Raw genomic sequence first — 19,558 nt, 5'->3', positions numbered from 1 at the left:
CTATTTGCGCAACAGGCGCAAGCCGTTGAACACCACCAGCAGGCTCACGCCCATGTCGGCGAACACCGCCATCCACATGGTGGCCATGCCGGCAAAGGTGATCGCCAGGAATATCGCCTTGATGCCCAACGCCAGAACGATGTTCTGCATGAGGATCGCCGCACTTTGGCGCGACAGCCTGACGAAGGCCGGGATTTTCCGCAAGTCGTCGTCCATCAGCGCCACATCGGCGGTCTCGATGGCGGTGTCGGTACCGGCCGCCGCCATGGCAAAACCGATCTCGGCCCGAGCCAGCGCAGGGGCGTCATTGATGCCGTCACCGACCATGCCCACCCGATGGCCCTGGGCGTACAGCGTTTCGATGCTCTTGAGCTTGTCGGCAGGCAGCAGGTTGCCCTCGGCACGGTCGATGCCCACCACGGTGGCGATGGCCTGGGCGGTATGCGGATTGTCACCGGTCAGCATGACAGTCTTGATGCCCAGCTCGTGCAGCTCGGCGATGGCCTGGCGACTGCTTTCCTTGACCGTGTCGGCCACCGCGAACAGCGCCAACGGGCCGGAGCGGTCGAGCAGCAGCACCACGGTCTTGCCCTGGCGCTCCAGCGCATCCAGCTGGGCCTCGAGCTCGGGCGAGCACAGCCCCAGCTCCTCGACCAGACGGTGGTTACCCAAGTGGTAAACCTTACCCGCGATGGTACCGCGCACGCCGCGCCCGGCCAGGGCGACGAAGTCATCGACCTCGCTCAAGGCCAGGCCTTGCTCCTTGCCGAACTGGGCAATGGCGCGGGAAACCGGGTGGTCCGAACGCTCGCCCAGGCTGGCGGCCAGGGCTTGCGCGCGGCCTTCGAACAGCGGCTCCAGTACCTTGGCGTCGGTCTGCACCGGCTTGCCGTGGGTGATGGTGCCGGTCTTGTCCAGGGCCAGGAAGTCCAGCTGGCGCCCGCCTTCCAGGTACACGCCACCCTTGATCAGGATGCCCTTGCGCGCGGCGGCAGCCAGGCCGCTGACGATGGTCACCGGGGTCGAGATCACCAGGGCGCATGGGCAGGCCACCACCAGCAGCACCAGAGCGCGATAGACCCAGTCGAACCAGGCACCGGCCATGAACAGCGGCGGTATCACCGCAAGAGCCAGGGCAATGGCGAACACTACCGGAGTGTAGATGCGCGAGAAGCGGTCGACGAAACGCTGGGTAGGCGCCCGCGCGCCTTGCGCTTCCTCGACGGCCTTGATGATCCGCGCCAGGGTCGATTGCCCGGCAGCAGCGGTAACGCGGAACTCCAGCGCCCCTGCCTGGTTGATGGTGCCGGCGAACAACTTGTCGCCCACAGCCTTCTCCACAGGCAGGCTTTCGCCGGTGATCGGCGCCTGATCGACGGTGGATTGCCCGCTGGTCACTTCACCGTCCAGGCCAATGCGTTCGCCGGGGCGTACCCGCACCAGGGCCCCGATGGCCACCTCCCGCACCTCCACTTCCCGCCACTGGCCATCGGCCTGGCGCACGGTGGCCATGTCCGGGGTGAGCTGCATCAGGCCGCCAATGGCGTTGCGCGCGCGGTCCAGCGAGCGGGCTTCGATCAGCTCGGCGACGGTGAACAGTACCATCACCATGGCCGCTTCCGGCCACTGGCCGATCAGCACCGCGCCAGTCACGGCAATGCTCATCAGCGCGTTGATGTTGAGGTTGCGGTTTTTCAGGGCGATCCAGCCCTTCTTGTAGGTGCCCAGGCCACAGCCGAGGATCGCTGCCAGCGCCAGCGCCGCCACCACCCACTCCGGGGCCAGCGCGGCAAAGTGCACGATTTCGGCGGCGATCGCGGCATTACCGGACAGCGCCAGCGGCCACCAGCGGGTCTTGACCACTTGTGGCGCGCTGGCCGTGCCATCGTCTTCGGCGCCAAGCGGCTCGGCCTTCATGCCCAGGCTGTCGATGGCCTGCTCGATTTCAGCAGTGCCACCCAGGGTGTGGCGCACGCCAAGCACACGGTTGATCAGGTTGAATTCCAGCTGCTCGATACCGGCCAGCTTGCCCAGCTTGTCCTGGATCAGGGTCTGCTCGGTAGGGCAGTCCATGGCCTCGATGCGAAAACGGCTGAACTGGGCGTGGCTGCTGGCCTTTTCGCTCAGCTGGATCAAGGCTGGCGCAGCAGCGCTGCCACAGCAGCTGTGGGCGTGGTGATCGTGCTTGTGTTCGTGGCTGACAGGCTGGTTCATGGGGTCATCCTTAATTTGAGCCTGTTGCCAAGTGAACACCCTGTAGCCACTATAGGGTCAAGCCACTTGCTGGAGAATTTCGTGATGAAGATCGGAGAACTGGCCAAAGCCACCGACTGCGCCGTGGAAACCATCCGCTACTACGAGCGTGAACAGCTGCTGCCGGAGCCGGCGCGAAGCGACGGCAACTACCGGCTGTACACCCAGGCCCACGTCGAGCGGCTGACGTTCATCCGCAACTGCCGCACCCTGGACATGACCCTGGATGAAATCCGCAGCCTGCTACGCCTGCGCGACAGCCCCGATGATTCGTGCGGCAGCGTCAATGCGCTGATCGACGAGCATATCGAGCATGTACAGGCACGGATCGATGGTCTGGTGGCGTTGCAGGAACAGCTGGTAGAGCTGCGACGGCGCTGCAATGCGCAAGGGGCGGAATGCGCGATCTTGCAGCAACTGGAGACGAACGGGGCGGTATCGGTGCCGGATACCGAGCATTCGCATGTGGGGCGAAGTCATGGGCATTAAGCCGAAAGCATTCGCGGGCACGCCCGCTCCCACAGGGACCGCACAAGGCTTGGCCCTGTGGAGTACCTGTGGGAGCGGGCGTGCCCGCGAATAGGCCAGTTCAGGCAATGGAGATCTGTCAGACCGCCATCGGCGCCGTCATCGGCGCATGGTGCTCATACCCTTCCAGCCAGAAATCGCTCGGCTCGATCTTCTCCAGCCACTCCGGCTCGTACTTGCCCGTCTCGGCAAACGACGGCACGCGGTCGCTGATCACCAGCTTCGGCGCTTCCAGCGGCTCACGCTTGAGCTGCTCGTTGAGCATGTCCAGGTGATTCTCATATACATGGGCATCGCCGATGAAGTAGGTGAACCAGCGCGGGGTGTAGCCGGTCAGGCGGCCGAACAGCGACAGCAGCGCCGCGCCTTCGGTGAGGTTGAACGGCGTACCCAGGCCCAGGTCGTTGGAGCGGATGTAGAGGGTCAGGGAAATTTCCCTGGTCTCCACATTCGGGTGGAACTGGTACAGCAGGTGGCACGGCGGCAGGGCCATTTCGTCCAGCTGCGCGCAGTTCCAGCCGTGGAACAGGATACGGCGGCTGCCCGGGTCGTTGGCGATGGTGTCCAGGCACTGGCGCACCTGGTCGATGGCCTTGTACAGGATGACGAACGCGACGCCGTCCTCCTCGTCCTGGGCGATGCGGCGGAAGCCCGCCTTCTCGGCCATTTCGATGGCCGCCGGGTTGCTCAGCGGGATGCGCTTGTAGCCCGGCCACTGGCGCCATTGCACGCCGTAGATCTCGCCAAGGTCGTCATGGCCCTGACGGAACGGGTTGGCCAGCCACTGTGCGTTCTCGTTGGCGTTCTGGTCCCAGACCTTGCAGCCCAGTTCGCGGAATTCACCGGCGTTCTTCACGCCACGCAGGAAACCGACCATTTCGCCGATCGCCGACTTGAACGCCAGTTTGCGCGTGGTAATGGCCGGGAAGCCCTTCTGCAAGTCGAAACGCAGCATGGCGCCCGGCAGGCTGATGGTGCGGATGCCGGTGCGGTTGCCCTGCAGCGTGCCGTTGTCGATGACGTCGCGGACCAGGTCCAGATACTGTTTCATGGCTTACCTGTAGCAAAAACGGCAGGGGGATCGCCTCTGCCGTGGGATTAATCAGGCGGGTTTCGCCGTAGGCTTGCGATTATAAGCCCACCAGATCAGGCCAAGGCCAGCCAGGATCATCGGCACGCACAGAATCTGACCCATGGTCAGCCAGCCCCAGGCCAGGTAGCCAAGCTGGGCATCCGGTACGCGGACGAATTCGACGATGAAGCGGAAGATGCCGTAGAACAGCGCGAACATGCCGGATACCGCCATGGTCGGCCGCGGCTTGCGCGAGAACGCCCAGAGAATCAGGAACAGCGCCACACCTTCGAGTGCGAACTGGTACAGCTGCGATGGGTGACGCGGCAGCTGCGCCGGGTCGCTGAACGGCGGGAAGACCATCGCCCATGGCACGTCGGTGGCCTTGCCCCACAGCTCGGCGTTGATGAAGTTGCCGATGCGCCCGGCCCCCAGGCCGATCGGCACCAGCGGCGCGACGAAGTCCATCAGCTCGAAGAACGACTTGTTGTTGCGCTTGCCGAACCACAAGGCCGCCAGCATCACGCCGATGAAACCGCCGTGGAACGACATGCCACCCTTCCACACCTCGAAGATCAGCGTCGGATTGGCCAGGTAGGCGTGCAGGTCGTAGAACAGCACGTAACCCAGGCGACCACCGACGATCACACCCATCGACAGCCAGAACACCAGGTCGGAGAGCTTTTCGCGCGTCCAGGTGGGGTCGAAGCGGTTCAGCCGGCGCGAGGCGAGCAGCCAGGCACCGCCGATGCCGACCAGGTACATCAGGCCGTACCAATGGATTTTCAGCGGCCCGATGGCCACGGCCACGGGGTCTATCTGCGGGTAAGGCAGCATGGAACTTCCTCTCGATTCAAATCAAAAAGCTGAGGCCGACACAGAACAGCAGGGCTGCGAACAGGCGTTTCAACAAACGTGGCGACAGCTTGTGCGCCAGGCGCGCGCCGAAGCGGGCGAAAAACATGCTGGTCACGGCAATGCCGAGCAGCGCCGGCAGGTACACGTAACCCAGGCTGTGGGCCGGCAGGTGCTCCTCGTGCCAACCCAGCAGCATGAAACTCAGGGCACTGGCCAAGGCAATCGGCAGGCCACAGGCCGAAGACGTGGCCACTGCCTGCTGCATGGGCAGGCTGCGCCAGGTCAGGAACGGCACGGTCAGCGAACCGCCGCCGATGCCGAAAATGGCCGAAGCCCAGCCGATCACCCCACCTGCACCGATCAGCGCGGGCTTGCCGGGGATGCCGCGACTGGCCTTGGGCTTGAGGTCCAGGGCCATCTGCGCGGCGATGACCAGGGCGAACACACCGATGATCTTTTGCAGCAGTGGCCCCTGGATCAGCGAGGCGGTCTTGGCGCCGACACCGGCCCCGAGGAGGATGCCGAGGGTCATCCAGGCGAAGATCGGCCATTGCACCGCGCCCTTGCGATGGTGCTCGAGCACGGCGTTGATCGAGGTGAAGACGATGGTTGCCAGCGATGTACCGACAGCCAGGTGGGTCAGCACCGAGGCATCGAAACCTTGCAAGGTGAAGCTGAACACCAGCACCGGCACGATGATGATACCGCCGCCCACGCCGAACAGCCCGGCCAGCACACCGGCGCAGGCGCCCAACAGCAGATAGAGCACGAATTCCATTCGTCTTCCCCGAAAAAACAATGCGGCATGGTAACGGAAGCCGGGCTCGGGGCTCTAGTGAACAGTGTGTCAGGATGGATCCTCCCCGCCGCTGTGGGTACAGTGGCAAAAAACCCAGAGGCCCGACCGATGTGCCTGATCGTATTCGCCTGGCGGCCGGGGCATGCCCTGCCGCTGATCGTGGCGGCCAACCGCGATGAGTTCTATGCCCGCCCCACCCAGGCCCTGGCGGCCTGGGAGGATGCTCCCGGGGTATATGCCGGGCGCGACCTGGAGGCCGGCGGCACCTGGCTGGGCGTCGGCCCGCAGGGGCGGTTCGCGGCGCTGACCAATATTCGCGACCCGGCGCAGGCTTTGGGGCCGCGCTCGCGGGGCGAGCTGGTGGCGGCGTATCTGCTGGGTGAGTTGGGGGTCGAGGCCTATCTGGACCAGGTGGCCAGCCGCAGCAGGCAGTATTCAGGGTTCAACCTGCTGGTGGGCGATGGGCGACAGCTGGGCTATCTGCATGCCCGGGACGCGGCGCCGCGCTTGCTGGAGGCCGGGGTTTACGGGCTTTCCAATGCCGGGCTGGATACGCCTTGGCCGAAGCTGGTGAAGGCGCGCAGTGGGCTGGAGGGGCTACTGGAAACGCCGGAGCCACAGCGCTTGCTGGCGTTGCTGGCCGATGCCGAACCGGCGCCGGAGGGCGAGTTGCCGGAGACGGGCGTGGGGTTGGCGACCGAGAAGCTGCTGTCGAGTGTGTTCATTGCCAGCCAGAACTACGGGACGCGGGCGAGTACGGTGCTGATTGTGGATGATCAGGGGAAAAGGCTGCTTATTGAGCGCAGTTTCGGGCCATTTGGTGGGCATTTGGGAGAAGTCGAGCTTTCAGTCTGATCACTGTGCTGGCCTTTGTGGGAGCGGGCGAGCCCGCGAACACCGGCGAAGCCGGTGCCATACACCGAGTCGCCTGCTTCGCGGGCACGCCCGCTCCCACAAGCCCGCTCCCACAAACCCGCGAAGAGGCCGGAACAGGCCACCTCACACTCAGAGGGTTTTATTGGCCCCAGGCCCGATCATCCGCGCCAACCCAAGGTTTTTCAGGGCCAGTTGCAGCGAGCTGTGGATAACCTGCGGGTTGTCATGGCTCAAGGCCTCCACCAGCAGCTCCTTGGCCTTGCTCATATTCACCTGACGCAGCATCCACTTCACCTTCGGCAGGTTGGTGGCGTTCATCGACAGGCTGTCGAAGCCCATGGCCATCAACAGAATCGCCGCTGCCGGGTCACCGGCCATCTCACCGCAGATACTCACCGGCTTGCCTTCGCCATGGGCGTCGCGCACCACCGTGTTCAGCGCCTGCAACACCGCCGGGTGCAGGTAGTCGTACAGGTCGGCGACCCGCGGGTTGTTGCGGTCCACCGCCAGCAGGTACTGGGTCAGGTCGTTGGAACCGACCGACAGGAAGTCCACCTGCCGCGCCAGCTCCTTGGTCTGGTACACCGCCGCAGGAATTTCCACCATCACGCCAACCGGTGGCATCGGCACATCGGTGCCTTCGTCACGCACCTCGCCCCAGGCGCGGTGGATCAGGTGCAGCGCCTCTTCCAGCTCGTGGATGCCGGAAATCATCGGCAGCAGGATACGCAGGTTGTTCAGCCCCTCGCTGGCCTTGAGCATGGCGCGGGTCTGCACCAGGAAGATTTCCGGGTGGTCGAGGGTGACGCGGATCCCGCGCCAGCCGAGGAACGGGTTTTCTTCCTTGATCGGGAAGTACGACAGCGACTTGTCGCCACCGATGTCGAGGGTACGCATGGTCACCGGCAGCGGGTGGAAGGCCGCCAGCTGCTCGCGGTAGATGGCCAGCTGCTCTTTTTCGCTGGGGAAGCGCTGGTTGATCATGAACGGCACTTCGGTGCGGTACAGCCCCACCCCTTCGGCGCCACGCTGCTGGGCACGGGCCACGTCGGCGAGCAGACCGGTGTTGACCCACAGCGGCATGCGGTGGCCGTCCGGGGTAACACACGGCAGTTCGCGCAGGGCATCCAGGCCCTGGGCCAGCTGGCGCTCCTCCTCGACCACGTCGCTGTACTGCTTGCGCAGCACTTCGCTGGGGTTGGTGAACACCTCGCCCTTGTAGCCGTCGACGATCATCTCGATGCCGTCGACCTTGGAATAAGGCAAGTCGACCAGGCCCATCACCGTGGGGATGCCCATGGCGCGAGCCAGGATGGCGACGTGGGAGTTGCCCGAGCCCAGTACCGAGACCAGGCCGACCAGCTTGCCTTCCGGCACTTCGCCGAGCATCGCCGGGGTCAGCTCTTCACTGACCAGGATGGTGTTGTCGGCATACACCAGCGACTGCGCGCGGGCTTCCTGCAGGTAGGCCAGCAGGCGCCGGCCCAGGTCCTTGACGTCGGAGGCGCGCTCGCGCAGGTAGTCATCGTCCATCAGCTCGAAGCGGTTGACGTGCTCGCCCACCACCTGGCGCAGGGCGCCCTGGGCCCACTGGCCGGTCTTGATGACTTCGGTCACCTCACCGCCCAGGGCCGCGTCTTCGAGCATCATCAGGTACACATCGAACAGTGCACGCTCCTCCGGGCGCAGCTGGGTGGCCAGCTTGGCCGACAGCTTGCGCATATCGTCGCGCACACCTTCGAGGGCGTTCTGGAACAGCTTCAGCTCGGCGTCGATGTCATCGACGGTCTTGTCCGGTACCACTTCCAGATCGGCTGGCGGCAGCATCACCACTGCGCGCCCCACGGCGGCGCCAGGCGAGCCCGGTACACCGACGAAGCGCGCCTCCTGGATACCCTTGCCCTGGCGGCCCAGGCCACGGATCGAGCCGGTGGCCTCGGCGTGGGCGATAACCCCTGCCAGCTGGGCGCTCATGGTGACCAGGAAGGCTTCTTCGCCCTCGTCGAACTGGCGGCGCTCCTTTTGCTGGATGACCAATACCCCGACCACGCGGCGGTGGTGGATGATCGGCGCACCGAGGAAGGAGGCGAATTTTTCCTCGCCGGTTTCGGCAAAGTAGCGGTAACGCGGGTGGTCGGCAGCGTTTTCCAGGTTCAGCGGCTCTTCCCGGGTACCGACCAGGCCGACCAGGCCTTCGTTGGGGGCCATGCTGACCTTGCCGATGGAGCGCTTGTTCAGGCCTTCGGTGGCCATCAGCACGAAGCGGTTGGTTTCCGGGTCGAGCAGGTAGACCGAGCAGACCTGGCTGCCCATGGCCTCCTTGACACGCAAGACAATGATCCCCAACGCCGACTTGAGATCTTTGGCGGAGTTTACTTCCTGGACGATCTTGCGCAGCGTATTGAGCATGGCTCGGGGTCGAACTCCGTCGTCAGTCGCGCGTCAGCAGACGCGGTGCTAGCTCTTTCAGGGCGCGTCGGTAGACCTCGCGCTTGAATGTCACAACCTGGCCCAGCGGATACCAATAGCTGACCCAGCGCCAGCCGTCGAATTCCGGCTTGCCGGTCAGATCCATCCGCACCCGTTGTTCGTTGCTGACCAGACGCAGCAGGAACCACTTCTGCTTCTGGCCGATGCACAGCGGCTGGCTATGCGTACGCACCAGTCGCTGGGGTAAACGATAACGCAACCAGCCACGGGTGCAGGCAAGAATTTCCACATCATCGCGTTCAAGGCCAACTTCTTCGTTCAGCTCGCGGTACAGGGCATCTTCCGGCGTCTCGTCAGGGTTGATGCCACCCTGGGGAAACTGCCAGGCATCCTGGTTGATCCGTCGAGCCCATAGCACCTGCCCGGCATCATTCGTGAGAATGATCCCGACATTGGGGCGAAAACCATCCGGGTCGATCACGGCAGCAACCTCGCAAACGCATGTCACCGCATTGTTCCACAAAGCTTGCGAGCGCAGCAACGCGCCCGCCAAGCTTATGTGCAGCAGCGTGAAAACTCCGTATTCTGCGGGCCTACCCTGTGGCTTATGCGAGTGACCGCGATGCGCCTGGCTTTATTCGACCTGGACAATACCCTCCTCGGTGGCGACAGCGACCATGCCTGGGGTGACTACCTTTGCCAGCGCGGCATCCTTGACCCGGTTACCTACAAGCAACGCAACGATGGCTTCTACCAGGACTACCTGAACGGCACCCTGGACCTGCAGGCCTACCTGGCCTTTTCCATGGAGATCCTTGCGGCAACACCGGTAGCCCAGCTCGACGAATGGCACCGCGACTTCATGCGCGCCTGCATCGAGCCGATCATCCTGCCCAAGGCGCTGACCTTGCTGCAGCAGCACCGCGAGGTCGGCGACCAGCTGGTGATCATCACCGCCACCAACCGTTTCGTCACCGCACCGATTGCCCGGCGCCTGGGAGTTCGCGTGTTGCTGGCGACCGAATGCGAGATGCGTGATGGCCGCTATACCGGGCGTAGTACCGATATACCGTGTTTCCGTGAAGGCAAGGTGACGCGGCTGGAGCGCTGGATGCTGGAGAACGGCTTCGATCTTGAGGACAGCTATTTCTATAGCGACTCGATGAACGATTTGCCGTTGTTGCAGCGGGTGGCGCATGCGGTGGCGGTAGACCCCGACCCGAAGCTGCGGGCGGAGGCCGAGATGCGTGGGTGGCCGGTGGTTTCGCTGCGGGATTGAGGTTTTCCTGTAGCGGCCTCTTCGCGGGCATGCCCGCTCCCACAGGGATCCCCACAAGCCTGGAGGGCTGCGCCGTACCTGTGGGAGCGGGCGCGCCCGCGAAGAGGCCGGCACATACAGCACAAAGCTGTCAGACCGGCTTGGCCCCCATCAACCCGGCGATGGACAGGAAGCAAACCCCACTGAACACCGCCAGTGCCAAGGTAAAGCGCAACCCCACCACCTCGGCCTTGCGCAGCCGGTTCAGCCGCACCAGCAGCCACCACACGGCAAACGCGCCCAGCGTATAGATGAAGCTGGACGCCAGCACCCAGGTCTGCCCCAGCGGCCAGCCCACCAGGTGCACCAGCCACCAGCCGGTGAACGGCATGCTCACCAGGCACAGGCCCATCACCAGCCAGACGAACACCAGCGGCCGACGCAGCAGCTTGGCGTAGGCCTCGGCATCGCCCTGGCGGCGGGCGCGCACGGTCCAGAGCGCCAGGCCCAGAGCACCCAGCAGCAGGAGCGCGGTGGCGAGGATGTGCAGGGTCTTGAGGGTGGTCAGGTGTTCCATGTCTCGGTTGTCCTTAAGCAGGCCATTTTGTGCAGGCTTCTTCGCGGGCTTGCCCGCTCCCACAGGGATATCACAGGCCCTGAAGCCTGCGCAGTACCTGTGGGAGCGGGCAAGCCCGCGAAAGGGCCATCAGCCCCAGCTTAGCCGCTCAGCCCAGGAACAGCTTGTAAGCCGGGTTGTCAGTCTCGTCCCAGTACGGGTAGCCGATCTTCGCCAGCGCCGCCGGCACCAGGTGGCGCTCGTCCTCCGGCACCTGCAACCCCGCCACCACGCGCCCGTCAGCGGCACCATGGTTGCGGTAATGGAACATCGAGATGTTCCAGCGCCCGCCCAGCTTGTTGAGGAAGTTGAACAGCGCCCCCGGCCGCTCGGGGAACTCGAAGCGCAGCACCATCTCGTCACTGGCACCGGCCGAATGGCCACCGACCATGTGGCGAATATGCAGCTTGGCCAGCTCGTTGTCGGTCAGGTCGGTAACCGGGAAGCCCTGCTCGGTCAGTTGCTGTACCAGTGCCGCACGCGGGTCGTTTTCCGGGTGGGTCTGCACGCCGACGAAGATATGCGCCTCGTCGGAGGTGTGCTTGCGGTAGTTGAACTCGGTGATCTGGCGCTTGCCGATAGCCTCGCAGAAGGCCTTGAAGCTGCCCGGGCGTTCGGGGATGGTCACGGCGATGATCGCTTCGCGCTTTTCACCCAGCTCGGCACGCTCGGCCACATGGCGCAGGCGGTCGAAGTTGACGTTGGCACCGGAGTCGATGGCCACCAGGGTCTGCCCGGCCACGCCGTACAGTTCGACGTACTTCTTGATGCCCGCCACGCCAAGGGCACCGGCAGGTTCGGTGATCGAGCGGGTATCATCGTAGATATCCTTGATAGCCGCGCAGATCTCGTCGGTACTGACGGTGACCACTTCATCCACATGATGGCGGCAGATATCGAAGGTGTGCTGGCCGATCTGAGCCACCGCCACGCCATCGGCGAACAGCCCGACCTGCGGCAGCACCACGCGCTCGCCGGCCGCCATGGCCGCCTGCAGGCAGTTGGAGTCGTCCGGCTCGACGCCAATCACCTTGATTTCCGGGCGCAGGTACTTCACGTAGGCAGCAATGCCGGCGATCAGGCCACCGCCACCCACCGGCACGAAGATCGCGTCCAACTGGCCTGGGTGCTGGCGCAGGATCTCCATGGCCACGGTGCCCTGCCCGGCGATGGTGTGCGGGTCGTCGTAGGGGTGCACGTAGACGAAGCCCTTTTCATCGACCAGTTTCAGCGAATAGGCCAGCGCCTCGGGGAACGAGTCGCCATGCAGCACCACCTTGCCGCCCCGCGAACGCACGCCTTCAACCTTGATTTCCGGGGTTGTCTTGGGCATCACGATAGTGGCCTTGATGCCCATCTCGCGCGCAGCCAGGGCCAGGCCCTGGGCGTGGTTGCCGGCCGAGGCGGTGACCACGCCACGGGCCAGTTCTTCCGGGGTCAGTTGGGCCAGCTTGTTGTAGGCCCCGCGGATCTTGAACGAGAACACCGGCTGCAGGTCTTCGCGCTTGAGCAGAATCTGGTTGCCCAGGCGCTTGCTCAGCTGCCCGGCGCTCTGCAGCGGGGTTTCGACCGCAACGTCGTAGACGCGCGAGGTGAGGATCTTCTTGACGTACTGTTCGAGCATCGGGAATGCATCACTGGGCCGCGGGACAAGGGCTGGGAGTCTACCCCAGCGCTACGTCGGGCGACCACAGCAAAGCCGCCCGAGCCGTTATACTAGGCTCTTTTCAAAACCGCCCTGCCCCTCTCGGAGCCCGCATGACCCAGGACCAACTCAAACAGGCCGTCGCCCAGGCCGCTGTCGACTTCATTCTGCCCAAGCTGGATGAAAAGAGCGTCGTCGGCGTCGGCACCGGTTCGACCGCCAACTTCTTCATCGACGCCCTGGCTCAGCACAAGACCGCCTTCGACGGCGCGGTCGCCAGCTCCGAAGCCACTGCCCAGCGTCTGAAGGGCCATGGCATCCCGGTCTACGAGCTGAACAGCGTCAGCGAACTGGAGTTCTACGTGGACGGCGCCGACGAGAGCGACGCGCACCTGAACCTGATCAAGGGCGGCGGCGCAGCCCTGACCCGCGAGAAGATCGTCGCCGCCGTGGCCAAGACCTTCATCTGCATCGCCGACGCCAGCAAGCTGGTACCGGTGCTGGGCGCCTTCCCGCTGCCGGTCGAAGTGATCCCGATGGCCCGCAGCCACGTGGCGCGCCAGCTGGTCAAGCTGGGTGGTGACCCGGTGTACCGTGAGGGCGTGGTTACCGACAACGGCAACGTGATCCTCGATGTGCACAACCTGCAGATCACCAACCCGGTGGAGCTGGAAGCACAGATCAACGCCATCGTTGGCGTGGTGACCAACGGCCTGTTCGCGGCGCGTCCGGCGGATTTGCTGCTGCTGGGTACCTCTGAGGGCGTGAAAAGCCTGAAGGCTGAGTAACCTTCTTCGCGGGCGCGCCCGCTCCCACAGGTATTGCACAGGGTCCGAAACCTGTGGCGTACCTGTGGGAGCGGGCATGCCCGCGAATAGGTCCTCACAGGCACTCACTCCGCTGGCTGTTTGAACACATAGAACAGGTTCGGCTCACTGACCAGATAGATGGTCCCTGCCTCATCCATCGCAATCCCCTCCGCCTGTGGCACCGTCGCCTGCAATCCCTGGAACCCCTTGCGCAACGACAAGGTACTCAGCGGCCGGCCCTCCACATCCAGTTCCAGCACCAGCCGCGACTCGTCCGACAGCGCCAACAGGTGCCCGCTGCGCTCATCGAACTGCAAGCTCGACAGGTCCCGCACGAACAGCCGCGAATCGCGCTTGCGGTCCTGCACCACATGCACCGCATAGGGCTGCTCAGGGTTGTCGTGCGGGAAGCCATGCACCTCGTAGATCAGCATCGGGTCACGCTCCTTGGCCACGAACAGGCGCTTGCCCGCCGAATCGTAAGCCAGCCCCTCGAAACCCTTGTTGCCGTTCAGGCCAATGCCCAGGGTCAGCTGCTCGGCATCGCCGGCATCGAGGAACATCGTGTCGTCCTCCAGGCGCACGCGAATCAGCCGCTGCTGACGCTCGTCGGTGATCACATAGCTGTTGGGCCCGACGTACTCTACCGCTTCCGGGTCGCCGAAGCCGGTCAGCGGCACCCGGCGCAGGATGCGGCCGTCCAGCGACAGCTCGATCAGCTCCGAGCGGGCATTGGTGACGGTAAACAGGGTCTTGCGGTCGGGGTCGTAGGTCAGCGCCGATATGTCGTCATCCAGCCCTTCGACCGGCTGCGCCTCCACCACCACCCGGTAGCGGTCCAGGCCGATGCTCTGCTCGGCGGGCTGCCACCAGGCCTTGAGGTTGAACCAGCCACGCTCGAACAGGCGGAACTCCTGCCCGGCCAGGCCGAGCAGCAGCAGGCCGATGGCGGCCAAAACAAGGAACAGGCGAACAGAACGGCGCATGAAGGCAGACTCGACATAGGGGTGGCGAATCTAACCATGAACCACTGAATTAAAGCTTAATGCCAGCATCCGAAAAGTCGGATATTGGGTTCAGTTCTTTCTGAAGCGATAGAACAGGGCCGGCTCGCTGACCATGTACAGGTTGCCCTTGTCGTCCATGGCCACCCCTTCGGCACGCGGAATGGTGTCCTGCAGGCCGTTGAAACCGCCGAGCAAGGTCATGAAGCTGACCTGCTGCCCCTGCTCGTCCAGCTCCAGCAGCATGTTGGAATCGGCCGACAGCGCCAGCAGGTGGCCGGTACGCGGGTCGACGCCCAGCGCCGAGAGGTTGCGCAGGTCCAGTTCATCGTTGGGCAACGGCTGCTTTTCGCCCGTGAGCGGGCTGCGGCCATCGGTGTTCCAGGTGTACAGCCTTGGCGGGCGCTCCTCACCGATGACCAGGCGCTGGCGCAGCGGGTCCCAGGCCACCGCCTCGAAGCCCTTGTTGCTCTTCACCGACTGGCCCAGGTCGTGGCTCTGGAAATCATCATGGTTCAACGAGGTGGTCTGCGCATCCACCTTGACCACAGTCAGGTCGTGCAGGCGCTCATCGGTGATTGCCAGGAAGCCGTCTTCCAACACGGCGACGCCTTCCGGGTTGTTCCAGCCGTTGAGGGGGATCTTGCGCAGTACATCGCCATCCAGGCTCAGTTCGACCAGGATCGGGTTCTTGCCCATGACTGCGAACAGGGTGCGGGTACGCGGGTTGAAGGCCACATCCGAAGCTTCATCGTCGTCCATGCCCGGCAGCGGCTTGGCATCGATGTCGACCTGGTAGTCCGGCAGCCATACGCTTTCGCTGCGCTCGGCGGTGCTTTCGAAGCTTTCCTTGACCCACAGCGCGCCGCGGTCATCCCAGTGCATGGCCACAGCCACGCCATAGCCGATTACCGCCGCCGCGGCCAGGCCGAAGGGCCAGCGCAGGAAGAAACGACGCTTGGGGGTTGCCGGGGCGCTGGAGGGAGATGGCATGCGGGGGTCCTGGGGAAATGGGCGTAGGTTCGCGCATTATCCGGATCAGGTGTGAAAAATCGGTAAACAGGACCGGCCTCTTCGCGGGCATGCCCGCTCCCACAGGGTTCTCCACAGGTTTGAAGCTTGTGATATTCCTGTGGGAGCGGGTTTACCCGCGAAGAAGGCGACGCGGTCTCGAATCAGAGCACCCGGCTTTCGAAGCGGCTCACACCCGGCAGCTCCAGCACCAGTTCGTCACCGACATTGAACGGCCCCACGCCCGCCGGGGTGCCGGTGAGGATCACATCCCCCGCCTGCAGCGAAAAATGTGCCGCCATGTACTGAATCATCGGCACGATCGGGTTGAGCATCATCGCGCTGTTACCGTCCTGGCGAACTTCGCCGTTGACGGTCAGGCGCACCGGAATGTCGGTCACATCCTCGAAGCTGGCGGCTGACACGAACGGCGGCAGTACGCAGGCGCCGTCGAAGCACTTGGCCAACTCCCATGGCAGGCCCTTCTCTTTCAGCTTGGCCTGCACATCGCGCAGGGTGAGGTCCAGCGCCGGGGCATAACCGGAAATGGCGTCCAGCACCTCTTCCTCGCTCGGATGAGTCGACAACGGCTTGCCCAGCAGCACGGCAATTTCCGCCTCATAGTGCACCGAGCCACGCTCGACCGGAATCTTGAAGCCGCCCTCGGCCGGCACCACGCAGCTGCCCGGCTTGATGAACAGCAGCGGTTCGGTGGGGATCGGGTTGTCCAGCTCCTTGGCATGCTCGGCATAGTTACGGCCGATGCACACCACCTTGCCCAGCGGGAAGTGAATGCGTGTGCCGTCTACGTACTGGTGCTGGTAACTCATGGCCGACTCCTCTGGATACTGCTTTCTATTCAGGTGCGAAGATCTTACCCGGATTCATGATGCCGTTAGGGTCGAACACGGCCTTTATTGCCTTCATGCAGGCGATTTCTTCGGGCGAGCGGCTGTAGCCCAGGTAGTCTCGCTTGGTCATGCCCACGCCGTGCTCGGCCGAGATCGAGCCGTTGTAGCGCTTGACGATATCGAACACCCACTTGTTGACCTTGGTGCACGAAGCGAAGAAGTCATCCTTGCTCATGTGCTCGGGCTTGAGGATGTTCAGGTGCAGGTTGCCGTCGCCGATGTGGCCGTACCACACCACTTCGTAATCCGGGTAATGTTCGGCCACGATGGCGTCGATATCGCGCAGGAACGCTGGCACTTTCGATACCGTGACAGAAATGTCGTTCTTGTACGGGGTCCAGTGCGAGATGGTTTCCGACAGGTACTCGCGCAGTTTCCACAGGTTTTTCAGCTGGGTCTCGCTCTGGCTCATCACCCCGTCCAGCACCCAGCCTTGCTCGACGCAGTGCTCGAAGGTGGCCAGGGCTTCGTTGGCCACCTCCTCGGTGCTGGCCTCGAATTCCAGCAGCGCATAGAACGGGCAGTCGGTCTCGAACGGCGCCGGCACATCACCACGCGCCAGGATCTTGGCCAGGCCCTTGTCGGAAAAGAACTCGAAGGCGGTCAGGTCCAGCTTGCCCTGGAAGGCATGCAGCACCGGCATGATCGAGTCGAAATCCGGGGTCCCCAGCACCATCGCGGTGAGGTTGCGCGGCGCACGGTCCAGACGCATGGTGGCCTCGACCACAAAGCCCAGGGTACCTTCGGCACCGATGAACAGCTGGCGCAGGTCGTAGCCGGTGGCGTTCTTGATCAGGTCCTTGTTCAGCTCCAGCAGCTCACCCTTGCCGGTGACCACCTTCAAGCCGGCCACCCAGTTGCGGGTCATGCCGTAGCGAATCACCTTGATCCCGCCGGCATTGGTGCCGATATTGCCGCCAATCTGGCTGGAACCGCTGGAGGCGAAGTCCACCGGGTAATACAGGCCCTGTTCTTCGGCGTAGGCCTGCAGCTGGCGGGTAATCACCCCTGGCTGGCAGACCACGGTGCGGTCGAAGGCATTGAAGCCGAGAATCTGGTTCATGTAGTCGAAGGCGACCACCACTTCGCCATTGGCCGCCACGGCGCCTGCGGAGAGCCCGGTACGCCCGCCCGACGGCACCAGCGCCACCTTGTGCGTGTTGGCCCAGCGCACGATCGCCTGCACCTGCTCCACCGTCTTGGGGAAGACGATGGCGCTGGGCGCCGGTGGGTAATGCTTGGTCCAGTCCTTGCCATAGACTTCCAGGGAAGCTGCGTCGGTCAGGACCTTGCCAGGGTCGACAAGGGTCATCAGTTCATCAATAGCAGCGGGGTGGGTCATCGCTGGAACTCTCGACTTATTCATAGTCACCCTGAGCACTCTTCACCTGTCGGGATAAGCTCAGATTGTGTCGCGTATGCTAGCATAGCCCTCCCGCTGTTCATGCTAAGGCTGCCTTTGCGCCTGGCATCACCCTCGCCATTTTTTCTCCGGGATACAGGTTTACGCAGATGAGCAAGACTTCTCTCGACAAGAGCAAGATCCGGTTCCTTCTTCTTGAAGGTGTGCACCAGAACGCGGTCGATACCCTCAAGGCCGCCGGCTACACCAACATCGAATACCTCACTGGTTCGCTGCCGGAAGCCGAGCTGAAGGAAAAGATCGCCGATGCCCACTTCATCGGTATCCGTTCGCGCACCCAGCTGACCGAAGAGATCTTCGACTGCGCCAAGAAACTGGTCGCTGTTGGCTGCTTCTGCATCGGCACCAACCAGGTCGACCTGGAAGCTGCCCGCGAGCGCGGTATCGCCGTGTTCAACGCGCCATATTCCAACACCCGTTCGGTAGCCGAACTGGTACTGGCCGAAGCCATCCTGCTGCTGCGCGGCATCCCCGAGAAGAACGCTTCCTGCCACCGTGGCGGCTGGATCAAGAGCGCGGCCAATTCCTTCGAAATCCGCGGCAAGAAGCTGGGTATCGTCGGTTACGGCTCGATCGGCACCCAGCTGTCGGTCCTGGCCGAGAATATGGGCATGCAGGTGTATTTCTACGACCCGCTGACCAAGCTGCCACTGGGCAACGCCGTGCAGGTCACCAGCCTGCACGAGCTGCTGGGCCTGGCCGACATCGTTTCGCTGCACGTGCCTGAGCTGCCGTCCACCCAGTGGATGATCGGCGAGAAGGAAATCCGCGCGATGAAGAAGGGCGCGATCCTGATCAACGCCGCACGCGGCACCGTGGTCGAGCTGGACCACCTGGCCGCCGCCATCAAGGACCAGCACCTGATCGGCGCCGCCATCGACGTGTTCCCGGTGGAGCCGCGCTCCAACGACGAGCAGTTCGAAAGCCCGCTGCGTGGCCTGGACAACGTGATTCTGACCCCGCACATCGGTGGTTCCACTGCCGAAGCCCAGGCCAACATCGGCCTGGAAGTGGCCGAGAAGCTGGTCAAGTACAGCGACAACGGTACCTCGGTATCCTCGGTCAACTTCCCGGAAGTGGCCCTGCCGGCGCACCCAGGCAAGCACCGTCTGCTGCACATCCACGAAAACATCCCGGGCGTGCTCAGCGAGATCAACAAGGTCTTCGCCGAGAACGGCATCAACATCTCCGGTCAGTTCCTGCAGACCAACGAGAAAGTCGGTTACGTGGTGATCGACGTTGACGCCGAGTACTCCGACCTGGCGCAAGAGAAGCTGCAACAGGTCAAGGGCACCATCCGTTCCCGCGTCCTGTTCTAAGTTCGCTGGCGGCATGAAAAAGGGAGGCCCTGGTGGCCTCCCTTTTTTTGCCTGTGACATTGGTGTCGCCTGCTTCGCGGGCTTGCCCGCTCCCACAGGGTCCACACCAGCCTTGAAGCCAGTGGTGATCATGTGGGAGCGGGCGAGCCCGCGAAGAACCCGACACCTATTTCACGTCGACAGTAATCTTCTGCGACACGACGCTCGGCTTGAACGGCACGTGATACTGGTCACCCAGCACCAGTTGCAGGGTGTGCTTGCCCGGGGTGAGGGTAATGCTGGTCTCGGTCTGCGCCTTGCCGAAGTGCAGCACTTGCGGGCCATCCGGCAGCGCGGTGCCGGCCTGTGGCATCAGGCTGGATGGCAGCGCCATGTCGGCCACCGGCTCTTTATCCACGTCCACCAGCAGGTGGTGGTGCCCGGTGTGCGGGGTGCTGTCGCCCGCAGGCTTGAGCGCCATGCCCTCGATGCCGAACTTGACGGTGAAGGTCTTGTCGACCGTGGCGCCATCGGCGGGGGAAACGATGAAGACCTTGGCATCCTTGGGCCGCTCCTGGCTCTTCAGGGCATCTGCGGCACTGGCGAACATTGACGCTCCCATCAACAGACCAGCAACGGCAGCACGCGAAAATAGGCTGTTCATTCACTTCTCCTGTGATTCACTTATTGACCGCCGCCAGTATTCCAGTGGCGGCGGTGGTTCACCTTAGTTGATATGTTTGCCCAGATGTTCACATCGTCAGGCA

18 protein-coding genes are annotated in these 19,558 nt (G+C 63.7%); 5 read left to right on the top strand and 13 right to left on the bottom strand.

Annotated features, from left to right (window positions below; translation table 11 throughout):
* Entirely contained in the window at nucleotides 1-2,214 is a 2,214-nt protein-coding gene (locus tag B2790_RS09880) for a heavy metal translocating P-type ATPase (RefSeq protein ID WP_286918740.1), read from the bottom strand.
* An 84-nt stretch (nucleotides 2,215-2,298) separates the two neighbouring features.
* Here B2790_RS09880 and cadR point away from each other — a divergent pair, with 84 nt between their 5' ends.
* Nucleotides 2,299-2,742: a cadmium resistance transcriptional regulator CadR gene (cadR, locus tag B2790_RS09875; protein WP_016712550.1), complete on the top strand. Its 444-nt coding sequence runs from the start codon at nucleotides 2,299-2,301 to the stop codon at nucleotides 2,740-2,742.
* A 118-nt stretch (nucleotides 2,743-2,860) separates the two neighbouring features.
* Here the strand turns inward: cadR and B2790_RS09870 are convergent, their stop codons facing one another.
* The 3 genes from B2790_RS09870 to B2790_RS09860 are packed head-to-tail and all read right to left on the bottom strand — an operon-like array spanning nucleotide 2,861 to nucleotide 5,489.
* Entirely contained in the window at nucleotides 2,861-3,832 is a 972-nt protein-coding gene (locus B2790_RS09870) for a thymidylate synthase (protein WP_238067043.1), read from the bottom strand.
* Nucleotides 3,833-3,883: 51 nt separating this feature from the next.
* On the bottom strand, nucleotides 3,884-4,690 hold the full coding sequence (gene lgt, locus B2790_RS09865; RefSeq protein WP_013974665.1) for a prolipoprotein diacylglyceryl transferase: 807 nt from the start codon (nucleotides 4,688-4,690) through the stop codon (nucleotides 3,884-3,886).
* Between the two features lie 16 nt (nucleotides 4,691-4,706).
* Entirely contained in the window at nucleotides 4,707-5,489 is a 783-nt protein-coding gene (locus B2790_RS09860) for a sulfite exporter TauE/SafE family protein (protein WP_024087873.1), read from the bottom strand.
* Between the two features lie 129 nt (nucleotides 5,490-5,618).
* On the opposite strand from B2790_RS09860, the gene B2790_RS09855 reads away from it, so the two are divergent.
* Nucleotides 5,619-6,365, top strand: coding sequence for an NRDE family protein (locus tag B2790_RS09855; protein ID WP_286918739.1), 747 nt, complete (start codon nucleotides 5,619-5,621; stop codon nucleotides 6,363-6,365).
* Between the two features lie 150 nt (nucleotides 6,366-6,515).
* On the opposite strand, the gene ptsP is transcribed toward B2790_RS09855, so the two are convergent.
* A complete protein-coding gene (gene ptsP / locus B2790_RS09850) occupies nucleotides 6,516-8,795 on the bottom strand; it encodes a phosphoenolpyruvate--protein phosphotransferase (protein WP_013974668.1) in 2,280 nt (759 codons plus the stop codon).
* Between the two features lie 22 nt (nucleotides 8,796-8,817).
* Nucleotides 8,818-9,297, bottom strand: coding sequence for an RNA pyrophosphohydrolase (locus B2790_RS09845; protein WP_003249017.1), 480 nt, complete (start codon nucleotides 9,295-9,297; stop codon nucleotides 8,818-8,820).
* A 141-nt stretch (nucleotides 9,298-9,438) separates the two neighbouring features.
* On the opposite strand from B2790_RS09845, the gene B2790_RS09840 reads away from it, so the two are divergent.
* Entirely contained in the window at nucleotides 9,439-10,095 is a 657-nt protein-coding gene (locus tag B2790_RS09840) for an HAD family hydrolase (protein WP_286918738.1), read from the top strand.
* Between the two features lie 130 nt (nucleotides 10,096-10,225).
* Here the strand turns inward: B2790_RS09840 and B2790_RS09835 are convergent, their stop codons facing one another.
* Nucleotides 10,226-10,651 carry a DUF2269 domain-containing protein gene (locus B2790_RS09835; protein ID WP_286918737.1) on the bottom strand — a complete coding sequence of 142 codons (426 nt, stop codon included), beginning with the start codon at nucleotides 10,649-10,651 and terminating at the stop codon, nucleotides 10,226-10,228.
* A 148-nt stretch (nucleotides 10,652-10,799) separates the two neighbouring features.
* Nucleotides 10,800-12,314: a threonine ammonia-lyase, biosynthetic gene (gene ilvA, locus B2790_RS09830; protein WP_085664328.1), complete on the bottom strand. Its 1,515-nt coding sequence runs from the start codon at nucleotides 12,312-12,314 to the stop codon at nucleotides 10,800-10,802.
* A gap of 134 nt (nucleotides 12,315-12,448) precedes the next feature.
* Between ilvA and rpiA the strand changes: the two genes are divergently transcribed.
* Nucleotides 12,449-13,123 (top strand): ribose-5-phosphate isomerase RpiA, encoded by a 675-nt coding sequence (gene rpiA / locus B2790_RS09825; RefSeq protein WP_013974672.1) that lies wholly within the window; start codon nucleotides 12,449-12,451, stop codon nucleotides 13,121-13,123.
* A 104-nt stretch (nucleotides 13,124-13,227) separates the two neighbouring features.
* Here the strand turns inward: rpiA and B2790_RS09820 are convergent, their stop codons facing one another.
* The 4 genes from B2790_RS09820 to B2790_RS09805 all read right to left on the bottom strand — a co-directional run bounded on the left by B2790_RS09820 (nucleotide 13,228) and on the right by B2790_RS09805 (nucleotide 17,412).
* The gene (locus tag B2790_RS09820) at nucleotides 13,228-14,130 is read right to left on the bottom strand and encodes an SdiA-regulated domain-containing protein (protein ID WP_075046682.1); all 903 of its coding nucleotides are present in this window, start codon (nucleotides 14,128-14,130) and stop codon (nucleotides 13,228-13,230) included.
* A 90-nt stretch (nucleotides 14,131-14,220) separates the two neighbouring features.
* Nucleotides 14,221-15,141 (bottom strand): SdiA-regulated domain-containing protein, encoded by a 921-nt coding sequence (locus tag B2790_RS09815; protein ID WP_085614576.1) that lies wholly within the window; start codon nucleotides 15,139-15,141, stop codon nucleotides 14,221-14,223.
* A gap of 182 nt (nucleotides 15,142-15,323) precedes the next feature.
* Nucleotides 15,324-15,989: a fumarylacetoacetate hydrolase family protein gene (locus B2790_RS09810; RefSeq protein ID WP_019472496.1), complete on the bottom strand. Its 666-nt coding sequence runs from the start codon at nucleotides 15,987-15,989 to the stop codon at nucleotides 15,324-15,326.
* 25 nt (nucleotides 15,990-16,014) lie between these two features.
* Complete coding sequence (locus B2790_RS09805) at nucleotides 16,015-17,412, bottom strand: FAD-binding oxidoreductase (RefSeq protein ID WP_286918736.1); 1,398 nt, start codon at nucleotides 17,410-17,412, stop codon at nucleotides 16,015-16,017.
* 170 nt (nucleotides 17,413-17,582) lie between these two features.
* On the opposite strand from B2790_RS09805, the gene serA reads away from it, so the two are divergent.
* The gene (gene serA / locus B2790_RS09800; RefSeq protein ID WP_003258542.1) at nucleotides 17,583-18,812 is read left to right on the top strand and encodes a phosphoglycerate dehydrogenase; all 1,230 of its coding nucleotides are present in this window, start codon (nucleotides 17,583-17,585) and stop codon (nucleotides 18,810-18,812) included.
* 166 nt (nucleotides 18,813-18,978) lie between these two features.
* Here the strand turns inward: serA and B2790_RS09795 are convergent, their stop codons facing one another.
* Entirely contained in the window at nucleotides 18,979-19,455 is a 477-nt protein-coding gene (locus B2790_RS09795; RefSeq protein ID WP_286918735.1) for a DUF4399 domain-containing protein, read from the bottom strand.
* Nucleotides 19,456-19,558: the final 103 nt, after the last annotated feature.

This window comes from Pseudomonas sp. UBA6753 (assembly GCF_002453565.1).
Lineage (GTDB): Bacteria > Pseudomonadota > Gammaproteobacteria > Pseudomonadales > Pseudomonadaceae > Aquipseudomonas > Aquipseudomonas putida_Z.
This window is presented reverse-complemented; position numbering and strand designations above follow the sequence as displayed.

Coding starts and splice junctions, on each gene's coding strand:
- B2790_RS09835 (WP_286918737.1), bottom strand. CDS start 10,651: ATGGAACACCTGACCACCCTCAAGACCCTGCACATCCTCGCCACCGCG.
- B2790_RS09860 (WP_024087873.1), bottom strand. CDS start 5,489: ATGGAATTCGTGCTCTATCTGCTGTTGGGCGCCTGCGCCGGTGTGCTG.
- B2790_RS09870 (WP_238067043.1), bottom strand. CDS start 3,832: ATGAAACAGTATCTGGACCTGGTCCGCGACGTCATCGACAACGGCACG.
- B2790_RS09810 (WP_019472496.1), bottom strand. CDS start 15,989: ATGAGTTACCAGCACCAGTACGTAGACGGCACACGCATTCACTTCCCG.
- B2790_RS09795 (WP_286918735.1), bottom strand. CDS start 19,455: ATGAACAGCCTATTTTCGCGTGCTGCCGTTGCTGGTCTGTTGATGGGA.
- ilvA (WP_085664328.1), bottom strand. CDS start 12,314: ATGCTCGAACAGTACGTCAAGAAGATCCTCACCTCGCGCGTCTACGAC.
- B2790_RS09820 (WP_075046682.1), bottom strand. CDS start 14,130: ATGCGCCGTTCTGTTCGCCTGTTCCTTGTTTTGGCCGCCATCGGCCTG.
- serA (WP_003258542.1), top strand. CDS start 17,583: ATGAGCAAGACTTCTCTCGACAAGAGCAAGATCCGGTTCCTTCTTCTT.
- B2790_RS09815 (WP_085614576.1), bottom strand. CDS start 15,141: ATGCCATCTCCCTCCAGCGCCCCGGCAACCCCCAAGCGTCGTTTCTTC.
- B2790_RS09840 (WP_286918738.1), top strand. CDS start 9,439: ATGCGCCTGGCTTTATTCGACCTGGACAATACCCTCCTCGGTGGCGAC.
- B2790_RS09880 (WP_286918740.1), bottom strand. CDS start 2,214: ATGAACCAGCCTGTCAGCCACGAACACAAGCACGATCACCACGCCCAC.
- B2790_RS09805 (WP_286918736.1), bottom strand. CDS start 17,412: ATGACCCACCCCGCTGCTATTGATGAACTGATGACCCTTGTCGACCCT.
- cadR (WP_016712550.1), top strand. CDS start 2,299: ATGAAGATCGGAGAACTGGCCAAAGCCACCGACTGCGCCGTGGAAACC.
- lgt (WP_013974665.1), bottom strand. CDS start 4,690: ATGCTGCCTTACCCGCAGATAGACCCCGTGGCCGTGGCCATCGGGCCG.
- ptsP (WP_013974668.1), bottom strand. CDS start 8,795: ATGCTCAATACGCTGCGCAAGATCGTCCAGGAAGTAAACTCCGCCAAA.
- rpiA (WP_013974672.1), top strand. CDS start 12,449: ATGACCCAGGACCAACTCAAACAGGCCGTCGCCCAGGCCGCTGTCGAC.
- B2790_RS09855 (WP_286918739.1), top strand. CDS start 5,619: ATGTGCCTGATCGTATTCGCCTGGCGGCCGGGGCATGCCCTGCCGCTG.